At 63.6% G+C, this 15,009-nt stretch carries 13 protein-coding genes; 8 read left to right on the top strand and 5 right to left on the bottom strand.

The genetic code is table 11. The features are described from left to right. Nucleotides 1–68 precede the first annotated feature (68 nt). Complete coding sequence (locus tag JGU71_RS28010; protein WP_199708434.1) at nt 69–926, bottom strand: cyclopropane mycolic acid synthase family methyltransferase; 858 nt, start codon at nt 924–926, stop codon at nt 69–71. Nucleotides 927–1,116: 190 nt separating this feature from the next. Here JGU71_RS28010 and JGU71_RS28005 point away from each other — a divergent pair, with 190 nt between their 5' ends. After that, on the top strand, nt 1,117–1,848 hold the full coding sequence (locus tag JGU71_RS28005; RefSeq protein ID WP_199708433.1) for an enoyl-CoA hydratase/isomerase family protein: 732 nt from the start codon (nt 1,117–1,119) through the stop codon (nt 1,846–1,848). Between the two features lie 54 nt (nt 1,849–1,902). On the opposite strand, the gene JGU71_RS28000 is transcribed toward JGU71_RS28005, so the two are convergent. Beyond that, on the bottom strand, nt 1,903–3,183 hold the full coding sequence (locus JGU71_RS28000; RefSeq protein WP_199708432.1) for a GGDEF domain-containing response regulator: 1,281 nt from the start codon (nt 3,181–3,183) through the stop codon (nt 1,903–1,905). 108 nt (nt 3,184–3,291) lie between these two features. Between JGU71_RS28000 and JGU71_RS27995 the strand changes: the two genes are divergently transcribed. The 4 genes from JGU71_RS27995 (at nt 3,292) to JGU71_RS27980 (ending at nt 8,566) form a co-directional block, all read left to right on the top strand. After that, on the top strand, nt 3,292–6,159 hold the full coding sequence (locus JGU71_RS27995; protein ID WP_199708431.1) for a hybrid sensor histidine kinase/response regulator: 2,868 nt from the start codon (nt 3,292–3,294) through the stop codon (nt 6,157–6,159). Nucleotides 6,160–6,164: 5 nt separating this feature from the next. After that, nucleotides 6,165–6,824 carry an EthD domain-containing protein gene (locus JGU71_RS27990; protein WP_199708457.1) on the top strand — a complete coding sequence of 220 codons (660 nt, stop codon included), beginning with the start codon at nt 6,165–6,167 and terminating at the stop codon, nt 6,822–6,824. A gap of 174 nt (nt 6,825–6,998) precedes the next feature. After that, nucleotides 6,999–7,352 (top strand): YciI family protein, encoded by a 354-nt coding sequence (locus tag JGU71_RS27985; RefSeq protein WP_233530231.1) that lies wholly within the window; start codon nt 6,999–7,001, stop codon nt 7,350–7,352. Then, nucleotides 7,349–8,566, top strand: coding sequence for an RNA polymerase sigma factor (locus JGU71_RS27980; protein ID WP_199708429.1), 1,218 nt, complete (start codon nt 7,349–7,351; stop codon nt 8,564–8,566). The genes JGU71_RS27985 and JGU71_RS27980 overlap by 4 nt, the downstream gene beginning before the upstream one ends. Here the strand turns inward: JGU71_RS27980 and JGU71_RS27975 are convergent. Then, complete coding sequence (locus tag JGU71_RS27975) at nt 8,559–9,824, bottom strand: serine hydrolase domain-containing protein (protein WP_233530210.1); 1,266 nt, start codon at nt 9,822–9,824, stop codon at nt 8,559–8,561. The genes JGU71_RS27980 and JGU71_RS27975 overlap by 8 nt on opposite strands. 215 nt (nt 9,825–10,039) lie before the next feature. Between JGU71_RS27975 and JGU71_RS27970 the strand changes: the two genes are divergently transcribed. The 3 genes from JGU71_RS27970 to JGU71_RS27960 all read left to right on the top strand — a co-directional run bounded on the left by JGU71_RS27970 (nt 10,040) and on the right by JGU71_RS27960 (nt 12,603). Beyond that, a complete protein-coding gene (locus JGU71_RS27970) occupies nt 10,040–11,155 on the top strand; it encodes a class I SAM-dependent methyltransferase (RefSeq protein ID WP_199708455.1) in 1,116 nt (371 codons plus the stop codon). A gap of 117 nt (nt 11,156–11,272) precedes the next feature. Then, entirely contained in the window at nt 11,273–12,121 is an 849-nt protein-coding gene (locus JGU71_RS27965; RefSeq protein WP_199708428.1) for a Bax inhibitor-1/YccA family protein, read from the top strand. 155 nt (nt 12,122–12,276) lie between these two features. Next, complete coding sequence (locus JGU71_RS27960; protein ID WP_199708427.1) at nt 12,277–12,603, top strand: DUF1330 domain-containing protein; 327 nt, start codon at nt 12,277–12,279, stop codon at nt 12,601–12,603. Nucleotides 12,604–12,682: 79 nt separating this feature from the next. Here JGU71_RS27960 and JGU71_RS27955 read toward each other — a convergent pair whose 3' ends face one another. Continuing rightward, a complete protein-coding gene (locus JGU71_RS27955) occupies nt 12,683–13,900 on the bottom strand; it encodes an acetyl-CoA C-acetyltransferase (RefSeq protein WP_199708426.1) in 1,218 nt (405 codons plus the stop codon). 66 nt (nt 13,901–13,966) lie between these two features. Next, complete coding sequence (locus JGU71_RS27950) at nt 13,967–14,941, bottom strand: SGNH/GDSL hydrolase family protein (protein ID WP_199708425.1); 975 nt, start codon at nt 14,939–14,941, stop codon at nt 13,967–13,969. Nucleotides 14,942–15,009 lie beyond the last annotated feature (68 nt).

The following is a 15,009-nucleotide window of genomic DNA, read 5'->3' as shown; positions in this document are numbered from 1 at the left end:
TGCGAACTCGGACATCGTCGGCTCCTCGGTTCGGGACGTTTTCGGTACCGACACCGAAGCTACAGGTGTTACTTGACGAGGGTGAATTGCATAACGTTGATGTGGCCGATGCGGAAGCGGCTCGACGATCCGGTCAGGTACTTCATGTAGCGGTCGTAGACCTCTTCGGACGCGATGCTGATTGCCTCGTCGCGCTGGGCGGACAGAGCCTCCGCCCAGAGGTCGAGGGTCCGTGCATAGTGCAATTGCAGCGGCTGGATGCGCTCGACCGAGAAGCCGGCCGTCGCGGAATGCTCAGGTACCCAATGCGGTAACGGCAACTGTCCGCCGGGAAAGATTTCGGTGAGGATGAATCGGGCGAACCGAATGTCGTCGACGGTGACGGGAATGCCCATCTTCCGTAGCTCGAATCCGTAGCCGACGATCGTGTGGAGCAGCATCCGACCGTCCGCAGGCAACAGCCGCCGACAGCGCGAAAAGAATTCGTCGTACCGCACTCGCCGGAAGTGTTCGAATGCGCCGATGCTGACGATTCGGTCGACCGGCTCATCGAAATCTTCCCAGCCCTGCAGCCGAACTTCCTTCGTCCGCGATCCACCGACGGTCGACAGCAGGTCCGTCACGTAGTCGTGCTGGTTGTTGCTCAGCGTAAGTCCGATGACGTTGACGTCGTATTTCTCGACCGCGCGCTTCATCGTCGCGCCCCAGCCGCAGCCGATGTCGAGCAGCGTCATACCCGGTTTCAGGTCGCATTTACCAAGGGCCAGATCGATTTTCGCGAGCTGCGCCTCTTCCAGCGTCATGTCGTCGCGTTCGAAATACGCGCAGCTGTAGGTCCGGGAAGGATCGAGGAAGAGTGCGAAGAAGTCATCGGAAAGGTCGTAGTGGGCCTGTACGTCTTCGAAGAACGGCTTCAGATTCGCCATCGTGGATCCTTCTGCGAGTTCGCAACGGACGCAACTGTTGCGTGATGGATCCTGCACGCGTGGCAGGAAAGACGTGGGCGGATGATCTCGACCCGTAAGAGGTTCGTAGCAGCCAGGGCTACGGATGGACTTTCGATCGAAGCCAATGCATCGACTCCGCAACGATCCAAGGACGGGTACGGTCGCCCCCGTGCCGTATTTGGAGCGAACTGATTCCGTCTTCGTAATGTACCTGGGTGACGAGTCGGGAGGCGATACCGAGAACCGCTTCCATCCCGACTGGATAAAGCAGGTCCACGCACTCCTCGACGAGGTCGAAGCCTTCGACGGGCCGACCGCGTTGGTGACGACGGCAACCGGAAAGTACTACTCGACGGGGGCGGACGTCGCGTGGGGCGCGGAGAACCCCGGCAGGATCGACGAGTACCTGTCCGACATCCAGTTGCTGCTTGCGCGTCTGCTCACCTTCCCGGTGCCGACCGTTGCGGCATTGCAGGGGCACACGTTCGGTGCGGGCGCGTTCCTGGCAATCACCCACGACTATGTGACGATGCGCGACGACCGCGGCTTTCTGTGTTTCCCCGGAATCACGCTGGGAGTTTCGTACTCGCCGGGCACCATCGCCCTCACCTCGGCGCGACTGCCAGAACGAGCAGCACACGACGCCTTGACGACCGGACGTCGGTACGGCGGCGTCGACGCACTCGCCATCGGCTTGGTCAACGAGGTAGCGGGCGAAGCCGAGTTACTGCCCAATGCAATCCGGCACGCCGCTTCCCTGGCACACACTCGCGGGCACATCCTGGCCGAGATCAAGGAAGGTCTCTACCACCAGGCGCTGACCGGGTTGCGCGAGCCCGTTCGCGGAGTCGAAGACAAGCTGGGCGATTCGAATGTAGGGAAAGCCGCAAGCGGCTCGTGAGTCCTTTCGGTGGTCGGGCGCGCCGAAAAGACGCACGAGCGGCGGAGCCGCCGTTCAGAACGGCAGCGCTGTAGCGACTCTGTTTCTGCCCTCGAACTTGGCTCGGTACAGAGCCTCGTCGGCTGCGGCGAGCAGGTCTGCCGGATCGTCGTCCAGGTTCGGGATTCGGGACGCGACGCCCGTGCTGATGGTGACACGGTTGCTCGTCGGTGATGCGGGATGAGCGAGGCCGAGGCCCTCGACGGTGCGCCTGAGATCCTCTGCCGCGTTGCGTGCCGCGCCGACATCGGTGACCGGTAGCAGACCGACGAATTCTTCGCCGCCGTAACGGAATACCCGCAGGCCCGGGTAGCGGATCATGCGTCCGATCGCGCCGGAAACAGCGCGCAGACACTCGTCACCGGCAGGGTGGCCGAGTGTGTCGTTGTAGGCCTTGAAGTGATCGACGTCCATCATCAGCAACGCCAGTGGAGTGGTCGTCTGCGCCGATGATTCCCAGAGTTCGACAAGCGCGGCGTCGAAAGCACGTCGGTTGAGAATGCCTGTCAAGCCGTCGCGCTGCGTCTGGTCCATCAGGTCGCGTTCGGTTTCGACGCGCGAGGTGATGTCACGACCGACGGCGACCACGTAGGACACGCCCTGTTCGTTGACCAACCGCGCGAGGATTTCACAGACCGCACTCGAGCCGTCCGCGGATTTGACGTTCCACTCGAATCGCGCAGATCCCTGCGTCGCAGCTTCGTCGAGAAACGCCTTCCACTGATCGAAGCTCTGGAAGACGGCGGGAATCGCGGGATCTGTACCTTCGACGAACGGCCAAACGCCGAGCCATGCGCGGGCAGAGTGATTGCACTCGGTGACGCGCCCTTCGACGGAGTCGATGATGAACAGTGCGTCGTCGGTCTGACTTGCCAGGCGGTAGAACAGGGCAAGTCGGCGCTGCTGATCGCGAACTTCGCGTTCCAGCCTGCCGCGCTCGATCGCTCCCCTGATCGAACGATGCAAAATGTCCTCGTCGATCCGACGCTTCATCAGATAGTCGGCAGCGCCGCCTTTGAGCGCCTCGATGCAGACGTTCGCGTCTTCCTCACCGGTGAGCATCACGACGACGGGAGGATCGGACCGATCGCGGATGATCTTCAGCACCTCGAGACCCGCGATGTCGGGCAGGTCGTGATCGAGCAGAACGCCGTCGATCGAGCTGTCGAGGGCAGCCAAACCGTCGGTCGCTGTCCCGACTTCGACGAGTTCGTAGGACTCCGGGGCAAGGCTGAGCATCCGTCGATACCGAATTCGATCGGGCAAATTGTCTTCGATCAGAAGAAGTCGCGTCATGTATACCGCTCGCTGCGTCCATCGGCTCGAAGAACAGCCGTACGGGAGTTACCAGTGTGGGGGATGATTCTCTCGAGTTGAGGTAGTGCCAATGAGGAGGTCCGGTCGATGTCGGTGAGGTCGGGCATAGCTGCAGTGCTCGCGGCGATTGCGGTGTTGCTCGTCGGTCTGCTTACGGTGACGACGCTCCAAAAATCTACCGCCGGTGATCGTGCGACCGCTGAGAATCGTCGTGCCGAATCGATAACACTGGCAGAGGCGACCCGACAAACCTCCAACGATCTGACTCGGATGGTACGGCTTTACGTGTCCACCGGTGAGTCACGATATAGCGACTATTACAACGACATCATTGCGATCAGGGACGGAACAGCGCCGCGCCCGGTCGATTACGACAACTCCTACTGGGACCGAGTGCTGGTGAAGGGCGACGGAGACGTCCGCTACGGACCGCCCGCGTCACTGCTCGACCTGCTCCGTGCCGCGAACATCACCGACGACGAGTTCGAGGCGCTCGGTCGGGCGAAGCAGTCCTCCGACGATCTCGCCGAACTCGAGCGGGACGTGATCGACGAGTATGCCGCGACGGTCACGTCGCCTGTCACGCCGGACCAACTCCCCAGAATCTATGCACTGTCGAACCGGATCGACGACTTCGACTACAACCGCCGCAAAGACGACATCATGGCGGCGATCGAGGACTTCGGTCGGCGCGTGGACGAACGAACGGCGAACGACGCCGCACGCCTGAACGACCGCAGCAACCAACTGCTCGGGATTCAGATAGCGATCCTCGTCCTACTCGCACTCGTGAGTGCCGCGGCATTCCTGTTCGCGGAACGCCGCTTCGTGCGACCACTTCGTCGACTCGGCGAGGTGAGCAGCGAGATTGCGGGCGGTGACTACACGCGGCGGGCGGACACGTCGGTCGGGGTGGTCGAGGTCGACCAACTCGGCACCTCGTTCAACGACATGGCCGACGCCATCCAGTCCGACATCGAACGGCGTCGTGCCGCGGAGCAGGCCGCGCAGGAAGCGCAGCACGCAGCGGAGGCGGCAGACCAGGCGAAGAGTCAGTTCCTCGCGACGATGAGCCACGAGATCCGGACCCCACTCAACGGCGTGCTCGGCATGGCAGAGGCATTGCGCGACGGTCCGCTCGACGCCGACCAACGTGATGCCGTCGATGTCATCAGCACCAGCGGCGAGCACCTGCTGACCGTCATCAACGACATCCTCGACTTCTCCAAGATCGAGTCCGGAATGCTCGAACTCGATCTGCAAGTGTTCGATCTGCGGCGTTGTGTCGAAGACGCACTCGACGTCGTCTCGCCGAAGGCCGCGGAGAAGCGGTTGGACCTCGTCTGCGATGTCGCGCCGGGAACGCCAGAAGTTGTCACGGGCGACCGTGGCCGGGTCAGACAGGTGCTCGTCAACTATCTCTCCAACGCCATCAAGTTCACCGAGCACGGCGACGTGTTCGTTCTCGTCACATCGACACCGCTCGACGGCGATCGGCACGAGATCAAGATGGCCGTCCGTGACACGGGAATCGGCATCCCGCCCGATCGGATCGACCGGCTGTTTCTTTCCTTCAGCCAGGTCGACGCGTCGACGACGAGGCGCTACGGCGGCACCGGGCTCGGTCTGGCGATCTGCAAGAGGCTCGCTGTATTGATGGGCGGTGACGTAGCGGTCGAGAGCCACCCCGGCCTCGGCTCGATCTTCTCCTTCACGTTCGTCTGCGAGGCGAACGCAGATTGGAAACCGGTGCCGCGGCCCGACGTGTCGGCGCTGTCGGGAAAAACCCTGCTCGTCGTCGACGACAACGAAACCAATCGCCGCATCGTCCGGATCTCCGCCGAAGCGTGGGGCCTGCGCGTCGTCGACACCGGTTCGCCCTACGAGGCGCTCGGCTGGATTACCTCCGGCAGGCACTTCGACCTCGCTGCCCTCGACTATCTGATGCCGGACATGGACGGAATCGAATTGGCGACGGCATTGCGTGCGACCGCTGCCGGAGCCGCTCTACCGATGTTGTTGCTGAGCAGCGTGCGTCGAACCTCCTCGCAAGCAAAGGTTTTCGACCTGGTGATGACGAAGCCCGTCCGGCGGGCCGCCTTGCTCGACTCGTTCCTCGAGCTGGTCGGGGGTGCGAAGACCGGTGCTGACGGCCACGTCCCAGCGGAGCCGTCGCAGCCGGCGTCCGAACTACGAATTCTGGTGGCGGAAGACAACATTGCGAATCAGAAGGTCGCAGTTCGAATGTTGCGGTCGCTCGGATACGAGGCGATCGTGGTCGACAACGGCGTCGATGCGGTGTCGCGGGTCGAGGCGGAACGATTCGATGTCGTTCTGATGGACGTCCACATGCCGGAGATGGACGGACTCGAGGCCACTCGTCGGATTCGACGAATGCCTGTCGACCGGCAGCCACGGATCTTTGCCATGACGGCAAGCGCGCTCGACAGCGAACGTGAAGAATGTTTGGACGCGGGAATGGAGTTGCACATCTCGAAACCGGTGTCCCGCAACGCCCTCGCCGATGCGCTTGCTCAGGTGACTCCGAGTGGCGTGCCGATGCCTGCTGTCGAGATCGCCGATGCAGCAACCGATGTCGACGCCAGCGGCGCAGTGATCGACCTCGCCGAACTTGCTCGATCGGTCGGCGACGAAGGTGTAGTCGAGATCGTCGAGGCGATACTGGACGGCTCCGAACAGGCGATCGCCGATCTGGATGCAGCGCTCGAGCGAGGTGACGCACCGATCGTGCGCAGGCACGCGCATACCATCAAATCCAACACGGCAATGGTCGGCGCCGCGACCGTATCGGACGATTTCGCCGAACTGGAAGCGCTCGCGAAGACGGGCGACCTCGGCGATGCGGGTCCGATTGCCGACCGTGCCAGGGCCGGTTATGCAGCGGCGCTCGATGCGATGCGTGGTTGGCTCGCGGAAGCTGGGGCGTCGTCGTGAAAACGATGCATCTGGTGTGGCGCAGCGATCGAACAGCGTCGTGGTGCGACGACCTTCGTACAGACCTCACCGAATGGGCACGGACGCAACCGTTGTCGAGAGTGCAGCTCAATATCGCCGACGATGCGGTAGCGAGTGCGATGTTGCGACTGACCACCTTCGATCAGCCCGTCGCGGCGGTTGTGTCGGTGTGGGCGCCCAACCCGCTCGACATCGGTCCGTTGGCGAGGCTGGCCGATCGCACTGCGGGGTACGAGGTGTCCGAGACCGTTCGGCTCGAACCTCCGACGGTCACAGTGGGAGAGCGGGCCGCCGGGTTGGCCAATATCGCACTACTGCGCCGACCGGCCGATCTCGACCACGCAGAGTGGTTGCGGCGCTGGCACATCGACCACACCCCCGTTGCCATCGAGACCCAGGCGACCTTCGGCTATATCCAGAACGTCGTCGTTCGTCGACTCGATGCATCGGCTCCGCTCATCGACGGCATCGTCGAAGAGCAGTTCCCGATCGAAGCGCTGACCGATCCACACGCGTTCTACGGGTCGGGCGGGGATGCCGACGAACTGATGGCACGAGTGCAGCGGATGGCGGGGTCGGTCGCGAGATTCGGCGCGGACCGAAACATCGACGTGGTGCCGACGAGCCGTTTCGTCCTCGAGTAGTCCGCCGAATGGGCCATGGCTGTGAATCGCACTCGACCGATGCCGCAGCGAAAGCCCTCTCGGCGTTGCAGCTCGCCTAAAGTCGACGCGGAATGTCGAGAACGTTCTCAGGGCTCCGACCCAATGGTGACGTGCCCGAACGGGGTGCCGATCGAAGGAGTAGACGTGAAATACATGATCATGATGTTCGGCGACGCCGCGACGATGTACGAGACTCAGTCAGCCGAGTACATCAAAGACATGATGACCTTCATGCACGGTTTCTACGACGAACTCGTCCAGTCGGGCGAACTCGTCTTTGCAGAAGGTTTGGTCGATTCGACGCAGGCCAAGACGGTGCGCATCCAGAACGGACTGCCTGTTGCGACCGATGGCCCGTTCGCGGAAACCAAGGAATCGCTGATCGGCTTCTGGGTCGTGGACGTCGAAAACGAAGCACGGGCAATCGAATTGACGTCGAAGGTGGTCGCTTGCATCCAGCAGCCGGTCGAACTTCGCCGCGTCGGGGACGCGCCCCCGCAAGAGTGAGTACCGACCGCCGGATCGAGGACTTGCTGCGTGAGCTTGCGCCGCAAGTCCTCGGCACACTCGTGCGCCGCCACGGCCAATTCGACGCCTGCGAAGACGCCGTGCAGGAGGCGCTGCTCGCGGCGTCACAACAGTGGCCGGCCGAAGGGGTTCCCGACAGCCCGAGGTCGTGGTTGATCGCCGTCGCCAATCGCAGGCTCGTGGACGAGTGGCGTAGCGAAAGCGCACGCCGTCGCCGCGAAGAGTCCGTCGGCGCAATGGAACTCGCGGAACCGGCGCCGACGCACGACCAGGACGACACGCTGACCCTGCTGTTTCTGTGTTGTCATCCGGCGTTGTCGGTGCCGTCGCAGTTGGCACTGACGTTGCGGGCGGTCGGCGGTCTGACCACGGCGGAGATCGCGAACGCTTTCCTTGTCCCGGAATCGACCATGGCGCAACGCATCAGCCGCGCGAAGAAGACGATCAAGACCGCAGGTGCGAAATTCGATCTACCGCCCGATGCCGAACGCGCGGAGCGGTTGCGGGTTGTTCTACATGTGCTCTACCTCGTCTTCAACGAAGGCTATGCGACGAGTTCGGGTCCGTCGGCACATCGAGCAGATCTCACAACCGAGGCAATTCGATTGGCACGCATGCTCGTTGGGCTGATGCCAGCAGAAGGTGAGGTCGCCGGTCTGCTCGCGTTGATGCTGCTGACGGATGCGCGGCGGGCCGCTCGGACCGAGCCCGATGGATCGCTCGTTCCGCTCGCCGACCAACGGCGCGACCTATGGGACACCGACCAGATCGGCGAAGGTATCGCTTTGATCAGTCGCACACTCGGCGCGACCCCGACCGGTCCGTATCAACTGCAGGCCGCGATCGCTGCCGTCCACGACGAGGCGCCGAACGCGCAGGACACGGACTGGCCGCAGATCCTCGCCCTGTACGACGTGCTCGAGCGTGTCTCGCCGGGTCCGGTTGTCACGCTCAACCGTTCCGTCGCCGTTGCGATGGTGCACGGACCGCGCGCGGGACTTGCCCTGCTCGGAACACTCGACGACGACGACCGGATGACGCAGTCGCACCGTCTCGATGCGGTCCGTGGCCATCTGCTCGAACTCGCAGGTGAATTCGCTGCGGCACGCGAGGCGTACCGCAGCGCATCGCGACGGACGGCGAGTCTGCCCGAACAGCGCTACCTGGCGCTGCGGGCGGCCAAGCTCAGCTAGCTGTCCGCAGACCCTTGCGCGGCTCGTCGACCGTGCCACGCAGACCGCGCAGGACCAGCGGTGCCAGCCAGGTGATGATCGACTGGTCGAACGGCAGGAAGACGGCGTGTGGCAGGCGGTTGTGGACGAAGCCGATGCTGACGCCGCTGTCGCGATCGGCATACCCACCTGAGCCCGCGAAACCGACGTGGCCGAAGGTCCGAGTGGCACCCGCGACAGGGAACGAGTGGTAACCGAGCCGCCAGTTGAGCGGGAGGTACAGCGTGCGGTCGTATTGGCGCGTCTGCACGTGCGAAAGCTTGCGAACCGTCTCTGCTGACAGGAACCGACCGTTGGCGGTCTCACCGTTGGATGCGAGTGCGCCGTACATCGCCGCGAGTCCACGCGCGGTGGTGGTTCCGTTGGCAGCAGGCATCTCGGTGTCGAGAATTCTGGGTCGGTCGCCGGTGAGCAGGGACTCGAATCCTGGGACGTAGACGGTCCGCATGAAGCTGCCGAGGGGTCCAGGGACGCCGAGCGTGAGCGGAACAAGTTTGCGGCCGATCGGGTGCCCGAGCATGTCCACACGGCCACTGAAACCGGCGGCGGTGGTCAGCGAACCAGCGGGCGGGCGGCCAAGGTAGATGCCGTCGACACCGAGTGGTTCGGCGATTTCCGTCCGGTACAGCTCGGCCATACCTTTGCCGGTGACCGAACGGGCAATGCCTGCCAGCAGCCAGCCGTAGGTGAGCGAGTGGTAGGTCGGGGTGCCGAGCAGGCGACCTGGTTTCGCCGCGGCGAGGCGCTCTTCCATCAGTCGAAAATCGAGCACTTCGTCGACGTTCTTTGCGATGCGCGACATGTCGTACAAACCAGCGCGATGGGTCAGCACCGTCCGAACGGTGATCTTCGATTTGCCGTTGGCGCCGAATTCGGGCCAGTACTCGGCGACGGGTGCGTCGTAGTCGATGAGACTGCGGTCTGCGAGGCGGTGAATGACCGTCGAGGCGATGCCTTTGGTGGCGGAGTACGGCATTGCGCCGGTGTTCTCGCCCCACGGTTGCGTTCCCGCATTGTCCGATGTGCCGGCCCAGACATCGACGACCGGCTCGCCGTGTACGTATACAGAGAGTGCGCCACCGCCACGATGGCGAGCAAAAAGCTGACCGAAGGCTTTTACAGCTGTCGCGAACCTCGGGTCCGCCGAGCCGCGCACTCCGCCTGGCAGATCCCCCGACTCGTGCTTCGGGGCCTTGGGAGCCATCGACAACTTGCCCATTCGTCATCACCTCAGATGCCAAATCCGCGATCCTCATTGATCGCGGATGGATGTCAGTGTGACACATGGCGGCCCGGCGAGGCAGCCGACCGGATCGGGATCATACCGACGCAGGTTTGTGATCTGAGTCTCACCGAAATGACCCGGATTGGCCCACGTCAGCGCTCGTCGCGCACACTTGGCGCGTGCAGAGTGTCGAGGGGCTGTTCAACGGGATGCGTCGCCGCCCGGATATCGAGGCGGCGAACCTGCACGCCGTCGACGCAGCTGACCGACTACTGCTCGACGTTGCGGCAGAAGCTCTCGCCACGACCACTCCCGGCAGTGTCGCAGTAATCGGAGACAATTTCGGAGCGTTGACGCTCGGTCTGGCGGTGCAGCACGGCATCTCGGACATCCGGGTGCATCAGGATCCGTTGACCGGTGTGCTCGCGCTCGCTGCCAACGCTGCCGATGCCGGGCTCGCGGATTCTTATCGATCGCTGGGCCTCGGCGAGGAATTACTCACCGGCGCAACGGTTGTGCTGATGCGACTACCTCGCGGACTGGCCGAACTCAGCGAGATCGCAGACGCAATCGCCCGGTACGCGTCGAAGGATGTCACGGTCTTCGCAGGTGGTCGAGACAAACATCTGACTCTGGCAATGAACGGCGTCCTCGGCCAGGTATTCGACAGCGTCACACCGAGTCTCGGCAGGCAGAAGTCCAGGGTCCTTGTTGCGAAAGGTTCCAAATCGCTTGGGACCGAACCGTTTCCTGTCACCGAGGTGATCGCTGATCTTGGTCTGACCGTCGTCGCGCACGGTGCCGCCTTCTCAGGCGCAAAGCTGGATGTCGGTACTCGGTTTCTCCTCGACTTCGTGCCACGTATGCGAGCCGCCGACCTCGTCGTCGACTTGGGCTGCGGCACTGGGATTCTCGCTGTCGCACTGGCGCGTCACCGCCCGGACGCGGCAGTCGTTGCGACAGATCAGTCCGCCGCTGCCGTCGCATCGGCGATCGCAACTGCCGATGCCAACGGGGTAGCGGATCGTGTGCAGGTCGTCCGTGACGATGCAATGGCGTCGATCGCCGACGGCACCGTCGACTTGATCGTGTGCAATCCGCCGTTTCACCTCGGTGCAGCTGTCCATACCGGCGCAGCGGTCAAGATGTTCGAGGCCGCCGGTCGAGTATTGCGACCTGGCGGCGAGCTGTGGACGGTCTACAACGCCCACCTGAACTACCGGGGCATGCTCCAGCGGCTCGTCGGTCGCACCGACGTCGTCGGCCGCAACCGAAAATTCACTGTGGCCAGGTCGATCAGCAACGGCAGACGACTGACGCATTGACTGTGTAGCCGGTAGAGTCCGAATTGTCCGAACGCGAGTGGGAACTCGGATCGGGCCATGCACGTTGAACAAAGTAGTTAACGCTTGTTTCTCGAGCCACAAGAAGGGATGTGTACGGTGCGTACCACCAGCAACCCGGTGTTCCGTAACCTGCCGCAAGGTCAGCAGGGCGGCGGATACGCCAATTTCGGTTCTGCTGCGGCCGGCGCCGGCCAGTTCGCCAATCAGTACGGTCAGCAGGCGCAGCCTGATCCCTGGCTGAGGCAGCCGGCTTCGCGGGCGATGACGATCGACGACGTCGTCACCAAGACCGGCATCACGCTCGGCGTTCTGTCCGCCGTAGCGCTCGTTTCCTACCTTGCAGTCAGCTCCAACCCCGGTCTCGGCGGCATGCTGATCGCAGTAGGTGCCATTGGCGGACTCGTTCTTGCAATGATCGCCATCTTCGCCCGGAAGACCGACAACGCCGCACTCGTCTTGAGCTACGCAGCCTTCGAGGGCGTTTTCCTCGGCGCGCTGTCGCGGGTCATGACAAGCGTCGACTTCGGCTTCAGCGGTGGCGCGGGCGTCATCGGCCAGGCGGTCCTCGGTACGTTCGGCGTGTTCTTCGGCATGCTGGTCGTCTACAAGACCGGCGCGATTCGCGTCACCCCACGATTCACGAGGATGCTGATCGGCGCCATGATCGGCGTGGTCGTGCTGATGATCGGCAACTTGATTGCCGGCTTCTTCACCCCCGGCGGCTTCGAGCTTCGCACCGGTGGCCCGCTTGCCATCATCTTCAGCCTCGTCTGCATCGCAATCGCAGCCTTCAGCTTCCTGCTGGACTTCGACGCAGCCGACCAGCTGATCCGTGGCCAGGCGCCCGAGAAGGCAGCCTGGGGCGTTGCATTCGGCCTGACCGTCACCCTGGTCTGGCTCTACATCGAGATCCTGCGTCTGTTGAGTTACTTCAACAACGATTAGCTCAGCCGGTCGAAAAGCCCCGAGGGAATTGCTCCTCGGGGCTTTTCTATGTCTTGGTTCGCTTACCTGGGAGGTAATCGCCTGATCTACCTGGTTCGACCACGATCGAGAGTGTCAGAAAGTGGTTTCGAATCGATGGATCAAGGACGAACACAATGACTGCTTACGCCGTAGCCAACCTGACCAACGTTCAGCTCGGCGATGGGATCGTCGAATACCTGCAGCGGATCGACGCAACCCTCGCGCCGTTCGAGGGCAAGTTCCTCATCCACGGCGGAACGCCGAAGATCACCGAAGGTGAGTGGCACGGAACGCTCATCGTCATCGCGTTTCCCGACGCCGAGCATGCCGAGGGCTGGTACGACTCCGCCGCATACCGCGACATCCTGCACCTGCGGACCGACAACTCCGACGGCGACGCCTTCCTGATCGAAGGCGTCGACGCCGATCATCGTGCGACCGATGTGCTCGTCACGGCCTGAGACACACGTCGAGCGCATAGCTGTTCATGCGGATTCGGCTCGCGAAACCTGAACAGCTATGCGCTCGACTGCGCGCTACTCAGGAAAGGCGCTCCAACACCATCGCCATACCCTGGCCGCCGCCGACGCACATGGTCTCGAGGCCGAACTGCTTGTCGTAGGTCTGCAGGTTGTTCAGCAGCGTCGCGGTGATGCGAGCGCCCGTCATGCCGAACGGATGGCCGAGCGCGATCGCGCCGCCGGAGACGTTGAGCTTGTCTTCGTCGATCTTCAGTTCGCGAGCGGACCCGATCACCTGAACGGCGAAGGCTTCGTTGATCTCGACGAGGTCGATGTCGTCGATCGTCTTGCCTGCGAGGGCGAGCGCCTTCTTCGAGGCCTCGATGGGACCGAGGCCCATGATCTCGGGGGACAGACCGGTGACGGCTGTCGACACGACGCGGGCGAGCGGCGTGAGGCCGAGTTCCTTGGCCTTTGTGTCGCTCATGATGATCAGCGCAGCGGCACCGTCGTTGAGCGGGCACGCGTTGCCGGCCGTGATGGTGCCGTCCGGCCGGAAGACCGGCTTGAGCTGCGAGATCTTCTCGTAGGTCGTGCCCGCGCGGGGGCCGTCGTCCTTGCTGACGACCGTGCCGTCGGCGAGGGTGACCGGTGTGATCTCACGGTCGAAGTGGCCGCTGTTGATCGCCTCTTCGGCGCGGTTCTGCGAGCGGACGCCCCAGTGGTCCTGCTCTTCGCGAGAGATCCCGGTGAGCTGGGCGACGTTCTCGGCCGTCTGTCCCATGGCGATGTACGCGTCGGGGATGACGCCGTCTTCACGCGGGTCGTGCCAGGTGACGCCACCCTGCGCGGCCGTCGCGGTGCGAGCCGCAGCATCGGCGAACAGGGGGTTGTGGGTGTCCGGCCAGGAGTCGGAGGTGCCGCGGCCGAAGCTCGACACCGTCTCGACACCCGCCGAGATGAAGACGTCGCCTTCGCCGGCCTTGATGGCGTGCAACGCCATGCGTGTGGTCTGCAGCGACGACGAACAGTAGCGGGTGATCGTCGTACCGGGCAGGAAGTCGTAGCCGAGCTGGATCGCGACGATGCGCGCCAGGTTGTTGCCCTGCTCGCCGCCGGGCAGACCGCAGCCGAGCAGCAGGTCGTCGATCTCGGTCGGGTCGAGCTCGGGAACCTTGTCGAGGGCAGCACGGATCATCTGAGCGGTCAGGTCGTCGCCGCGCATCGACACGAGCGACCCCTTACCAGCGCGGCCGATCGGGGAACGGGCAACGGAAACGATGACGGCTTCGGGCATGATCGCAACTCCTCGAGCTTGGGGACCGGCGTGCGGACTACAGCGTGTTCGTCACTTGCTTGTGAACTACTCGGTTACGAGATTACGGTGCTCGTTTCGACGCTCGTCGCGCTGCCGGAGGAAACGGTCGGCGGTGGTCGTCAAGCGGGTTGCAAGCCTGCGTCCTTCGGCAACGTCGGATACGACGGGCAGCGTCGGTAACGGGCCGCCGTGCCATTCTCCGAGCGCCGCCGCGAGCACCGGCAGTATCTGATGGGCGGCCAATTCGTAGCCCGCTGCCGATGGGTGAAAGCCGTCGGCAGAGAACATACGATCGGGCGCGGCGAGAAATTCGGGGGCAAGAAGGTCGGCCATCGCGACGGGATGCCCACCAGCAGCCAGGATCTCGGCGGACTGGGCCCTCGCGAGCAGCAGGCCCCATTCACGGACGACGGTCCGTAGCGGCTGCGGGATTGCGCTCACAACGCCGAGGTCGGGACACGTGCCTACGACGACAACGCTACCGCTTGCGCGCAGTCGCCGCACCGCGTCGCCGACCCGCTCCGCGGAACGTCGCACCGAGTGTTTCTTGGTGACGTCGTTTGCTCCGATCAGAATGACCGACGCGTCCGGTGGCGGTCCAGCGATGAACATCGCGCCGACCTGGCCTTTGAGACCTTTCGAGGTGGCGCCCTGTATCGCCTTGGTGCTGAGCCTGATTCGCTTGGCGGTCTCTTCGGCGAGACCGCGAGCAACGCGGACACCAGGCACTTCGTCAGCGCTGACACAACCGAGCCCCGCGGCCGTGGAGTCGCCGAAGATCATCAGATGCAGATCGGCGTGCGATCCCGTGTGCCAGCGCTCGGGCGCTTCGCAGCCGGCCGTGTAGATACCGTCTGCCTCCGGCGGTTTTGCCGTGTTGCGGCCGATGACGCTCCTTGCGGCCGACGCCTGCGACATCAGATGTTTGTATGCCGCCCATGACGCCGTCCCGGCGCCCGAACCGGCGACGACGGTGGCGGCGCCTGTTTTGGCCGCTGTTCGCCAGCTGCGCACAGCCATCGGTGTACCCCTTCGATTCGGTCGTGCATAACAAATTTAGCCGCTTTCTCACCGCCTGCGCACGTGTG

The organism is Antrihabitans stalagmiti, assembly GCF_016482825.1.
In the GTDB taxonomy this organism is placed as follows: domain Bacteria; phylum Actinomycetota; class Actinomycetes; order Mycobacteriales; family Mycobacteriaceae; genus Antrihabitans; species Antrihabitans stalagmiti.
The sequence above is the reverse complement of the archived record's forward strand: the minus strand, read 5'-3'. Positions and strand labels throughout refer to the sequence as shown.

Coding starts and splice junctions, on each gene's coding strand:
- JGU71_RS27985 (WP_233530231.1), top strand. CDS start 6,999: ATGATCATGATGTTCGGCGACGCCGCGACGATGTACGAGACTCAGTCA.
- JGU71_RS27960 (WP_199708427.1), top strand. CDS start 12,277: ATGACTGCTTACGCCGTAGCCAACCTGACCAACGTTCAGCTCGGCGAT.
- JGU71_RS27950 (WP_199708425.1), bottom strand. CDS start 14,941: ATGGCTGTGCGCAGCTGGCGAACAGCGGCCAAAACAGGCGCCGCCACC.
- JGU71_RS27955 (WP_199708426.1), bottom strand. CDS start 13,900: ATGCCCGAAGCCGTCATCGTTTCCGTTGCCCGTTCCCCGATCGGCCGC.
- JGU71_RS27975 (WP_233530210.1), bottom strand. CDS start 9,824: ATGGGCAAGTTGTCGATGGCTCCCAAGGCCCCGAAGCACGAGTCGGGG.
- JGU71_RS27990 (WP_199708457.1), top strand. CDS start 6,165: ATGCATCTGGTGTGGCGCAGCGATCGAACAGCGTCGTGGTGCGACGAC.
- JGU71_RS27970 (WP_199708455.1), top strand. CDS start 10,040: ATGCGTCGCCGCCCGGATATCGAGGCGGCGAACCTGCACGCCGTCGAC.
- JGU71_RS27995 (WP_199708431.1), top strand. CDS start 3,292: ATGTCGGTGAGGTCGGGCATAGCTGCAGTGCTCGCGGCGATTGCGGTG.
- JGU71_RS28010 (WP_199708434.1), bottom strand. CDS start 926: ATGGCGAATCTGAAGCCGTTCTTCGAAGACGTACAGGCCCACTACGAC.
- JGU71_RS28000 (WP_199708432.1), bottom strand. CDS start 3,183: ATGACGCGACTTCTTCTGATCGAAGACAATTTGCCCGATCGAATTCGG.